The sequence below is a fragment of the Streptococcus lishijunsis genome (assembly GCF_047290665.1).
Lineage (GTDB): Bacteria > Bacillota > Bacilli > Lactobacillales > Streptococcaceae > Streptococcus.
The window spans coordinates 1-11,426 of the sequence record NZ_JBLBUC010000007.1; the positions used below are offsets into that span (position 1 = coordinate 1).

Here is an 11,426-nt window from a genome sequence, read left to right on the forward strand (position 1 = left end):
CTTCGACAACCTTACTTGGATCGTTTGGATCGTTTGTGTAAGGAGTCTTAGGTCCAATTGGGTTACCATCTGGATCAACTGGTACGTAGCTTCCTACTGGTTTGTAGACAACAGTTACCGTTGAATCAGTTCCAGCTTCTTCACCATCTTTAGCATCAGCATTGACAACAACTTTAACGCTATCAACAGCTGTATCTGCAGCAATCGTACCACGTCCATCATTAGCGTCATAAGTCTCTGTACGAGCCACATAACCTTCAACAACTGGTGTTGCAATAGAAGCATAGCTATCATTTGCAGCTACCCATGGTGTTGAGCTGATGACTTGACCAGTTACCTTATCAATAGTCACGCTACGTGTAATTGGTACTGAGATGGTCTTATCAGCAGACAATGTCTTACCAGCTTCATCAACATAATGAACTGTTAGAGTCGCGCTACCTTTAACGTTAGACTCTTGAGTTTCTTCTGGATATGTTGGTGAATTTGGATCTTCTGGGTTGATTGGATCCGTTGGTTTCTTAGGATTTTCTGGAGTAATTGTCTCAGTGATATGCTTCAAGACGATTGTGAAGTTTTGGTCAACTTTTGAATCATCATCAAAGGCTGTACCTGACTTGTAGTCATTTGATTCCACTTCATAACCACGTGCTTTGTAGTAAGCAATAATTTCATCAACTGTCTTACCTTCAAGGACAGGGTTAGTTTGACCTGTAAAGGTATCTGAGATAGTCTCACCAGCTTTACCTGTTTGACTTGCTGTCGTCAAGACTTTGTTATTATCGTCTTTATCAACAACAGTTACTGTCGCACGTTGTGCATCCTCAGTCTTCTTAAATGGTTGTTCTGTATCCTTAGTTGGATCCTCATTTGGTGTGTATGAGTTATTCGTACCATCAGGATTTTGTGGATCATAACCATTTGGTGTTGTTGGTGTGTTGTTACCAATTACCTTAGTTGGATCTTCTGGATCGTTTTGATAAGGTGTAGAGCTTGTACCTGGAATTGGTTCGTTTGTTTCAGAATCTACTGGAATGTAGTTTCCGACCTTGTTGTAAACTACTGTTACAACGGAATCAGTTCCAGCTTCTTCACCATCTTTAGCCGCTGTATTGACAACAACTTTAACGCTATCGACTGATTTATCAGCTGTGATAGTACCACGTCCATCGTTTGTATCATATGTCTCTGTACGAGCCACATAACCTTCAACAACAGGTGTCGCAATAGATGAATAAGTATCTGTCGCAGCTGTCCATGGTGTTGTACTAATCACCTCACCAGTTACTTTGTCAATTGTCACACTACGTGTAATATCAACAGAAATGGTCTTATCTGTTGCAACGCTCTTACCTGCTTCATCAACATAATGAACAGTTAACGTAGCGTTGCCTTTAACGTTAGATTCTTGTGTCTCAGCTGGATACGTTGGTGAATTTGGATCATCTGGATTGATTGGATCTGTTGGATTCTTAGGATTTTCAGGCGTGATTGTCTCTGTGGTATGTACCAAGTAAACCACATAAGCTTGGTCAACTTTTGAATCATCATCAAAGACAGTACCAGCGCTGTAATCTGCTGAATCTAATGTGTATCCACGATCTTCATAATACTTGATAACTTCAGCAATAGTCTTACCTTCAAGAGCAGGAACACTATAACCACTAAAGGCATCTAGGATTGGATCGCCAGATTTACCAGTTTGACTAGCCGTTGCCAAGACAGCATTGTTTTTATCCTTATCAACAAATGTCAAGGTTGCACGTTGCTCTTCTTCAACAACTTCAGTCTTCTTAAATGGTTGTTCTGTATCCTTAGTTGGATCATCATTTGGTGTGTATGAATTGTTAGTACCATCTGAGTTTTGTGGATCATATCCGCTTGGTGTCGTTGGTGTGTTAGTTCCTGTTACCTTAGTTGGATCATCTGGATCATTTTCGTAAGGTGTAGAGCTTGTTCCTGGAATTGGTTCCTTAGTGACAGAATCCACTGGAATGTAGTTACCAACTTTTTTGTAAACAACTGTTACAGCTGAATCAGTCGTTGCATCATCGCCGTTAGTAGCTGCTGCATTCACCACAACTTTAACACCGTCAACTGTCTTATCAGCAGTGATAGTGCCACGTCCGTCATTTGTATCATAAGTTTCAGTCGTAGCGACATAGCCTTTAACCACTGGAGTTGCTACTGCAGTATAGCTGTCAGTTGCTGCTGTCCATGGTGTGGTGCTAATGACTTGACCAGTTACCTTGTCAATCGTTACACTACGTGTTACTTCAACATCTGCTGTCTTATCTGATGCCACTGTATTACCAGCGTCATCAACATAATGAACTGTCAGAGTTGCTGTACCTTTGACGTTAGTTTCTTGTGTTTCTGATGGATACTTAGGAGAATTTGGATCTTCTGGATTGATTGGATCCGTTGGTTTCTTAGGATTCTCTGGTGTGATTGTCTCAGTTGTATGCTTCAAGACAATCGTGAAGTTTTGATCAACATCAGCATCATTATCAAATGCTGTACCTGACTTGTAGTCATTTGATTCTACTTCATAACCACGTGCTGTGTAATAAGCGATGATTTCATCTACTGTCTTACCTTCAAGTGCTGGGTTAGTTTGACCAGTGAAGGTATCAGAGATAGTCTCACCAGTATTACCTGTTTGGCTACCTGAAGTCAAGACTTTATTGTTGTCATCTTTATCAACCACAGTCACAGTCGCTTTTTGAGCAACGACTTTCTTATAAACAACCACTGTTTCGTAGTCTGCTGGTAAACCATCTGTTTGACCATTCTTATAAGCATCTGTCAATTGACCATTTGAAACGACCGTTTCTTGGATAGAAGACGCATCCAACACAGCATGAACTTCTGTACCTGAAGCGCCAACTGTTACGCCGTTGGCGTTTGTTGACTTGATTTCAGCAGTATAGCCATCAAGGACAGGGGACACAACTGTATCGTATGTTGTTTTAGTGTTGTCTGTCTTGCCAACTTTCCAACCTGTATCTGATGTCACGCTATATTTATTCTTAATGAAGTTAAGCACTTCATCAGCGTTGTGCGTACGTGCATACTCTTGGATAGATTGAATATCATCTTTGGTAATATCAAGCTTAAGATTACGTGTCCAGTCAGAACCTTGTTCTACGACAAGAGGTTGTCCATCTGTACCTAGAACTGGTGTACCATCTTCGTAAACGTAAGTAATCGTATTTTTATGATTACCTGCAGCTTGTACTTCTGTACTATGTGGAAACCAGATTTGGTGGTTTGCACGTTGAGAAGAAATACCGTAGTATGGCGCAGTACCTTGAGCACCTTTGACAGTAGGAGACGTATTGTTATCTTTAACGTTGTTGGCCGCTACATTTGGTGTCAAGCCGATACCTGTAATAGACATATCAGGGTTGACGTTGTTGTTGTAAGTGTCTGCTGCGTTGAAACCATGTTTTGGAGATGTCATGCTGTTGACATTCAACCAAATTTGTTTAGCATCATCAGACTTGATTTGTTGGTAAACAACGTAGTCTGTACCACCGATTTTCAAGACACCTTTAGTTCCACCCATATAGATGAGGTTACCATAGTTCTTGTTGTCTGTTTTGAGGATTTCAGTACCACCGACTGGCATCCAACCATCAATACTTCCACCTGCAGTGTAGCGTTGAAGGTTGACATACAATGGATCTTGAATATCAATCGTTGAGTTGGCAGCTCCAAGTGGGAATGAAATCAACTCAGCGTAGAAGTTGGTATTGTCGTCACGAATATCGACGATAGCACCCTTCTTAGATGTAAAGCTTGCTGTTGTTGTCGCTTTACGTGAGTCAAGTGAGATAACGTCATCCCATGGATTAGCTCCACGGTTTGTCATAACAACACGGAAGGTAGCATACTCATCAATTAAGATATTACCAGCTTCGTTGACCCCGATGTAGTTGTAGGCATTGTAAGAACCTGAAATCGCATCAGACCCTTCACTACCTGACTTATTACCTTTTCCATCTGATTCAAATAACGTATCAGAGTGTTTAGAGATGGTAATGTTAGAGTCGTTGGCAAGGTCAAGTGCCACACCATTTCCTTTATTTTGGAAATGTACTTTAGAGTATTCACCTGATACAAACTTAGAGTTGTTACCTAAGATAATACCATCACGACCTGTGAAATTAAAGGTTGAGTACTCACCAAGTTGGACACTAGCTGGACCTGCGTTACGTGATTGGTTGGCTGTGTAGCCACCAAAACGGTCTCTATCTGTAACAGCAATACCTGGACGGTCTGCACCGATAGAGATAGCTTGTCCGATACTTGTGTTAAACGTTACTTTTGATTCACGTCCACTTGTGAAGCTACCGCCATTTTCCATAAAGATACCAGCATTGTGATAGCGTGCACTGTCTGTTGCGTTGTTTGTGTTAAGGTTAACAGTGAATGTTGCCTTATCACCAACAGAGACAGAACCACCATCAACGAGCTTGATACCATCACCAATAGAGCTACGGTTTAAGGTAAAGCTTGCACCTTCTTCAATCGTAACACTCTTAGCATCATGGATATTGGCTGCACCACTCTCTAATACTGTTCCGTTATTTTGGATAGTAACACCATATTGGCGGTTACTATTTCCATATGACTGAACAAATGGGGCATTATTAACAGTTGACGTTGTAGTACCTGCAATGACGATATCTGTGTTTGCACCAGATGTTGTCGCATTATTACCTGTACCTGTTGTTGCGCCACCAAAGAGTGAGTTACCCGTATGAGTAACATCTTTGAATGTGATTTTGTTATTACCTTGACCAGTATCAATCACACCACGACCACTACCTGTGGTAATGTTTAAATTGTCAAAGGTCAAGTCCCAACCACTAGCAGTTGTGGTTAGTAAGTTAGTACCAAAGTTAAGGCTAGCGCCATCAGCACCTGTAACGGTTACTTTTCTGGCAGCTGAAATAGCAGATGTTGCTGTCGCAGTAATGTTTCCATTGACTTTGATGTTTGAAACACTGCTATCATTTAAAGCATTAACCAAGGCATTCCATGTGCTAACAGAAACAGCATCTGTATCTGTTGTCGCACGAAAGGCTGTGTTTTTCTTTTCAGATACATAGCTTTCGATAGATGAGTTTAATAACTCACCAGCTTGTGCTGCACTTTGTCCTGCTTTTAGGTCATCAAGAGTAGTTTCTACATTTTCAGCTTCAGAGGCTGCTTCACTAGTAGCACTTTCTTCAGATGCTTCTGTGCTCGCTACTTCTGAACTTGCTGTTGTAGAAGATGTTGGCGTAGCTTGGCTTGTACTTGAAGGGGTTGTTGTTCCCTCTTGTTCTGAACTTGCTACTGTTGTTTCTTGAGATGATGAAGCGCTTGTGTCTGTAGCTGTTGTACTGTCACTAGCTTCTGTCTTTGTTTCTTCACTACTTGCGGTAGTGTCTTGTGCCGAACTACTGTCTTCAGTAGTTGAGCTAGAGTTAGTGCTTTCTGCTGCAGAGCTTGCTTCAGTAGCTGTTTCTGAGCTTTCTGTTGATGCAGACGTTTCAGTAGAACTTGGTTCTGTTGATGCTTCTGTCACAGATGAGCTTGCTGTTGTTGGCGTAGATACTTCAGTACTTTCAGTACTTGAACTATCTGTCGCCGCAGTTTCCGAAGAGGCTAGCGTCGTTGCTACTGTGACATCGTTTGTGACGTCGTTAGCTTTAACGTTAGGTGTATAAGCACCTACAACTAGCGTTCCCAGCAGAACAGACGTTGCTCCAAACGAATATTTTCGTATGGAGAAACGTTGTTTATGTTTTGCCTTGTAAAACATACTATCTCCTTCTTCCTTTTATTTTCCTTTAGCTTTCGCTACGTATCAACACTCATTTAAGAATATGCCGGTACACTACCATAATAATATTTTAAATTGAATTTGTCAAACGTTTTACTTTTATTTTTTAATTATTTTTTAATTACATTGATGACATCTTTTTATATTCTTTGTCATAATCTCTTTTGAGCACTCAAAAGAGGATTTTTTAAGATTTTGATAAGAAAGATATGATAATAGCCGAGAGTTTATCTTTAAGCGATTTTCATCTCATTTTCCAATTCCGCTATGGAGTAATTTTCTGATTTTTCTTAGTTTATTGCTGATTTGTTTTTTAACATCGATATGGTTTTCTAGCTGAATTTTCAGATATTTTTATTTTTTGTCTATTTTTCAAAAAAAGAGAAAAAGTAATGCGCTACTTCTTCTCTTCTTTCTTCCTATATATATGAACATCTTCTACTTCTAGTTGAGCTAGGCACTGACTTAGCTCTTGACCAGTAGGAAGTTTCAAATCCGATACGATATCAAGTAAAGGTATCACAACAAAGGCTCGTTGGCACATATAAGGATGTGGAACCTGAAGATCTGATGTTTTAATGATCTCCTCACCATAAAGAAGAATATCAATATCAATGGTTCGAGGTCCCCAATGACTATGGCGGACACGTCCGAGCGCCTTTTCAATCTTTTGACAAGCCTCTAAAAGCGCGAGTGCTGATAGTGAGGTCTCTAGCTGACAAGCTAGGTTTAAAAAATCAGCTTGATCCGTCTTTCCCCATGCTTTTGTCTCATAAATAGAAGATACTGCTACTAGACTAGTTTGAGGGAGCGTCCCTAGCGATTCTAGCGCCTCTTCTAAGTAAGACAAGCGATTGTCGATATTGCTCCCCAAGCTCAGATAGACTTTAGTCATGACGCCTTCTTTCTAGCTCGACCGCAACAGCATCATAATGACCATTTATTGGGGGATTGTCTTTTTTGATCTTAATCTTAATGGAGTCAATCATCTCAAAATGCACGAATAAATCCTCTATAATAGCCCCTGCTAAACGCTCAATCAAGCGGTAGCGCTCTTCTTCAACAATGTGTTTGATACGCTCAAATACTAAGCCATAATGCACCGTATCATCTAAAGAGTCTGACTGTGAGGCCTTTGTTAAATCTACTCCTAAGATACAATCCACACGAAAAATCTGACCAAGGCGCTGCTCTTCTTCAAACGCACCATGATAAGCATAAAAACGACAATTTTCTAAATATATCTTATCCATCTAATCCACCAATTGCTCTAAGGTTAAAAGTGTGTCTTTGGTTGCCTTAACATGATGTACTCGAACTAACTGACAACCCTTTAACAAGGCCCAAGCCGATAAAGCTGCCGTTCCTTGATCGCGCTCTAACATTGAGCGGTTGCCTCCTAGTAAATAATTGACAACACGTTTCCGTGAAATACCACATAAAACAGGATAGCCTAGCGCACACACCTCATCCAGTCCTTTTAAGAGAGCGATATTATCCTCTTCGTTTTTAGCAAAACCAAAGCCAGGATCAAGGCAGATATACTCCTTTTTTAGACCTGCTTCAAGTGCTTTTTGTGCCCTTTCCTGAAGAAAGGCAACAACCTCACTAGTAATCTGCTCATAGCCTTCTTGGTGCTGATTGTGCATCAAAATAATAGGCACCTGATAGCTAGCAGCCAACGACAGCATCTCCCCATCATATAAACCTGCCCAGACGTCATTGATAATATGTGCCCCTGCCTCAAGGGCAGCCTTCGCCACAGGCGTTTTGTAGGTATCAATAGAAATCAACGTCTCTGGAAAAGCTTCGCTCAAGGCCCTAATCACAGGAATAACACGCGCTAGCTCTTCTTCTTCACTCACAACGTCAGCTCTTGGTCTAGTCGATTCGCCACCGACATCAATAATATCTGCCCCATCTGCTATCATTTGTCGGACTTGCTTGAGTGCTTCTGAGACATCAGCGTATCGCCCACCATCTGAAAACGAATCTGGGGTAACATTTAAAATGCCCATAATGGCACATTTCCTATCAATACAATACGGTCCAATCTTCATGACTACTCCTCTCTAAGATAAGCTCTGACTTGTGCTATAAAATACAGGGAACCTGTTACGAGATAAAAACAATCCTTATCACAAGCCTTGTCCAGCCACTCCTGCCAAGAGTGAATACGAGGATAGGCTTTAGGATAGCTATCTAGTGGTGTCGCATTAGGATAATCAAATTGTGTCACTGACACGTCTCCAAGTGTCTCTAATTGCTTTAGCATAGCTAAGACTGGCTTGGTTGTCAAGGTTCCCACTAAAATCTTAATCGGCTTATGAGTATAATCCTTCAACACCTTAACTAAAGCTTCTACGCTCTCTTGGTTGTGCGCCCCATCAATCATCAGATTGTCCCTCATCAGCTCAGTGCGACCAGCCCAAGTCGTCGCCTCAAGACCTGCTTTGATGTGTTCAAGAGTCAGATTAGGGTATTTTTGAAAAAGTAATAGACTTGCTGTAATGGCTAAACTAGCATTAGCCATCTGATGCTCTCCTAATAACTGGAGCTTAATCGCCTTTAAGCCAACCTCTCCCATCTGATAATGAAAGTTATTTCCATCTGTAACAATCTTAAAATCACGTCCAAGGCGGTAGCCTTGACTGTTAGTCTCTTGCATCTGCTTACAAAAGACTTGCTCAACATCACTGCGGTCATTGGCATAGATAAAGGGAACACCTTGCTTTAGAACACCTACTTTTTGCCTAGCAATTTGCTCATAACTATCTCCTAGGACATCCTGATGATCAAGTCCAATAGAAGGACACAGTACAGCTAGAGGTGATAAGACATTGGTCGAATCATATAAGCCTCCCATACCAGCTTCAATAATAGCAATATCAACGGGATGTTTATGCCCAAAATACACTAACATCAATAGCGTGATAACCTCAAACTCTGTCGCAGGCTCCATATCAGTCTCAAGTGGCAAGCGCTCAACAGTAGGCTTGACGCTCTCTACCAAGTCTATAAAATCGTCTTTAGCTATCATCTGATTATTGATACTAATGCGCTCTCTAAAATCAGTTATATAAGGTGAGGTAAAGGTACCAACCTCATAGCCTGCTAGACTAAAGATATGCTGGAGATAACTAGTGGTTGAACCTTTGCCATTGGTCCCTACGATATGGACAGCTGAGATGTTATCTTGAGGGTTTCCTAGCTGCTCTAAGAGCCACTGCATCCGCTCTAAGCCTGGTTTAATGCCGAAGGCTAACTTACTATGAATCCACTCTAATGCTTCTTGGTAGGTCATTTTTATCCTTTCTAGCAAAAAATGGCTTGGATTAGTCCTTACAATCACATAGCCACTTTTTGTGTTTTTTTAGCGTTTAATCTGTGACAACAACACCTTTGGTATCAACTGCCAGTACATCAATCTCTCCCATTAAAGGTAAAGCAGTTAGCTGTTCTACAAAATCAGCTGCCTTGTCCTTACTTATCAAGGTCATCACAGTAGGCCCTGCTCCTGAGAGATAAGTCGCATAAGCCCCACACGTTAGCGCTAAACGCTTAATCGGCTCAAACTCTGCAACTAAGCGTTGACGAAAGCGCTCGTGAAATAAATCAGCTTTGATAGCCTGACCTGCACGCACCAAGTCACCACTTAATAAAGCTGCAACAGCAACATTGGCAATGCTGCTTGCTTGAACCGCTTCTGAGTAGCTCATCTCCTTAGGTAAGACCTCTCGACTCTCACTTGTCTTTAATTCATAAGTCGGAATAAAGCAAACAAAAGCACAATCTGGGAAAGGAGCAGATAGAGCACTCACCTCGTCCTCAATGATACTCGCAACGACTAAATTTCCTAGTAAAGCGGGAGCGACATTGTCTGGATGCCCTTCAATCTTAGTAGCAATCCTCAGCTTTTCCTCAAGACTAAGATTAAGCCCAGCCAATTGATTAGCAAGCTCAATCCCTGCTACAATAACAGAACTAGACGAACCAAGTCCCCTTGCAAGAGGGATAGTCGAGGTCATCTTGAGATGGTGTGGCTCTAAATCAGGGCTTACTGTCAGAGCCGTCTTAATGAGGAGATTTTGCTCATCAGAAGGAATACCAGCCAGCCCATGGTCAATATGCCATGTCTTTGTGGGAGAGAGCACCTCAATACAGAGATACCTGCTAAGAGCGACACCTACTGAGTCAAAGCCTGGACCGATATTAGCACTGGTCGCTGGAACTGTGATTTTCATAGCTATTCCCCCAAAACCTTAAAGGTATTTAAGAGTGTCATATCACTGATAGAGCGGATTTGCTCTGTAATACGAGCTAGTTGGGTCTTACTCATCTCATGTGTGATGATGACAACACGCGCCTCACTACTACTTGCTTGTTGTTGCAAAATTTGAGCAAACGAAATATCTTGCTTGGTAAACAATTCTGCCAAACGCAACAATTGCCCTTTTTGATCAGGTGTTTTTATAGCAAAGTAATAGCTACTCTTGACATCACTAGCATCAGCTAGTCGTGTCTCACGGACAAATTCATTAAAGGGCTTGCCGACTGTCTTATCTGACATACGACGAGCGATACGGACAATATCCGCTACGACAGATGTGGCTGTTGGTTTTTGACCTGCCCCAGGACCGTAATACATAGACTCACCGATACCGATAGATTCTACAAAAACAGCATTCATCACGTCATTCACACTGGCTAGAGGATGATCTTTTGGTAAAAACGTTGGTGACACTTCAGCTGATATCCCTGATGGGGTTTCTTTGATATCTCCGACTAGCTTAATCACATAACCTAGAGATTGTGCGACAGCAACATCATCAGGAGTAATCGTTGTGATCCCTTGATGATCGACAGTTTCAAAATCAATCGTCATCCCAAAGGCAAACTGGCTCAAAATGACCGCTTTATAAGCTGCATCGATACCTTCCACGTCATTGGTCGGGTCACTCTCAGCATAACCAAGCTCTTGTGCTTTGGCTAGCGCTGCCTCATAACTCCAGCCTTCTTCTACCATTTTGGTCATCATAAAGTTAGATGTCCCATTTAAGACGCCTAGAATACGAGTCGCTTTGTCAGACACCAAGGCATTAGCCAAGGTTCTTAAAATAGGAATCCCACCTGCCACAGCCGCCTCATAGTAAAAGGCTACATGCTGTCTCTCAGCCAAACTAACCAACTCACTACCATGAGTGGCAATCAAGTCTTTATTGGCTGATACGACGTGTTTACCTGCTTCTAAAGCCTTTGTGATAAAGGTTTTGGCAGGCTCGATGCGTCCCATCAACTCCACGACAATATCAATTTTATCATCTTCTATAATCTCATCAACATTTGTCACAAAATCATACGTGTGCCCTGCCGCCAATAGACGCTCTTTTTCAGCCTCATCTCTAACCAATACTTTGGCGATACGCAAATCACCCTTGGCTGCTTCTTGAATTTTGTGACCATTTTCAGCGAGAAGGTAGGGAATACCACTTGCCACCGTTCCAAATCCTAATAATCCGATGTTAATCACTATACTGACTCCTTTATTTACTTGTCTCAAAAAAGAACTTTTTTTCATTATATCAGA

Annotated in this window: 7 protein-coding genes; all 7 read right to left on the minus strand. The window is 41.5% G+C overall.

All coding sequences use genetic code 11. The features are described from left to right. Positions 1-5,818, minus strand: a 5,818-nt coding sequence (locus tag ACLN19_RS04280; RefSeq protein WP_413383643.1) for a mucin-binding protein, incomplete at its 3' end; no start/stop codon positions are given. A gap of 418 nt (positions 5,819-6,236) precedes the next feature. Next, complete coding sequence (gene folK / locus ACLN19_RS04285) at positions 6,237-6,734, minus strand: 2-amino-4-hydroxy-6-hydroxymethyldihydropteridine diphosphokinase (protein WP_413383645.1); 498 nt, start codon at positions 6,732-6,734, stop codon at positions 6,237-6,239. Then, positions 6,727-7,092: a dihydroneopterin aldolase gene (gene folB, locus ACLN19_RS04290; RefSeq protein ID WP_413383647.1), complete on the minus strand. Its 366-nt coding sequence runs from the start codon at positions 7,090-7,092 to the stop codon at positions 6,727-6,729. Before folB ends, folK begins: the two co-directional genes overlap by 8 nt. Further along, entirely contained in the window at positions 7,093-7,899 is an 807-nt protein-coding gene (folP, locus tag ACLN19_RS04295) for a dihydropteroate synthase (RefSeq protein WP_413383649.1), read from the minus strand. Between the two features lie 2 nt (positions 7,900-7,901). Continuing rightward, positions 7,902-9,143 carry a bifunctional folylpolyglutamate synthase/dihydrofolate synthase gene (locus ACLN19_RS04300; protein WP_413383651.1) on the minus strand — a complete coding sequence of 414 codons (1,242 nt, stop codon included), beginning with the start codon at positions 9,141-9,143 and terminating at the stop codon, positions 7,902-7,904. A gap of 76 nt (positions 9,144-9,219) precedes the next feature. After that, the gene (gene thrB / locus ACLN19_RS04305) at positions 9,220-10,083 is read right to left on the minus strand and encodes a homoserine kinase (RefSeq protein WP_413383653.1); all 864 of its coding nucleotides are present in this window, start codon (positions 10,081-10,083) and stop codon (positions 9,220-9,222) included. A 2-nt stretch (positions 10,084-10,085) separates the two neighbouring features. Further along, on the minus strand, positions 10,086-11,372 hold the full coding sequence (locus tag ACLN19_RS04310; protein ID WP_413383784.1) for a homoserine dehydrogenase: 1,287 nt from the start codon (positions 11,370-11,372) through the stop codon (positions 10,086-10,088). Positions 11,373-11,426 lie beyond the last annotated feature (54 nt).

Bases quoted from the DNA above. Each gene is read 5' to 3' on its own strand.
- folK (WP_413383645.1), bottom strand. From the start codon at position 6,734: ATGACTAAAGTCTATCTGAGCTTGGGGAGCAATATCGACAATCGCTTG.
- folB (WP_413383647.1), bottom strand. From the start codon at position 7,092: ATGGATAAGATATATTTAGAAAATTGTCGTTTTTATGCTTATCATGGT.
- folP (WP_413383649.1), bottom strand. From the start codon at position 7,899: ATGAAGATTGGACCGTATTGTATTGATAGGAAATGTGCCATTATGGGC.
- ACLN19_RS04300 (WP_413383651.1), bottom strand. From the start codon at position 9,143: ATGACCTACCAAGAAGCATTAGAGTGGATTCATAGTAAGTTAGCCTTC.
- thrB (WP_413383653.1), bottom strand. From the start codon at position 10,083: ATGAAAATCACAGTTCCAGCGACCAGTGCTAATATCGGTCCAGGCTTT.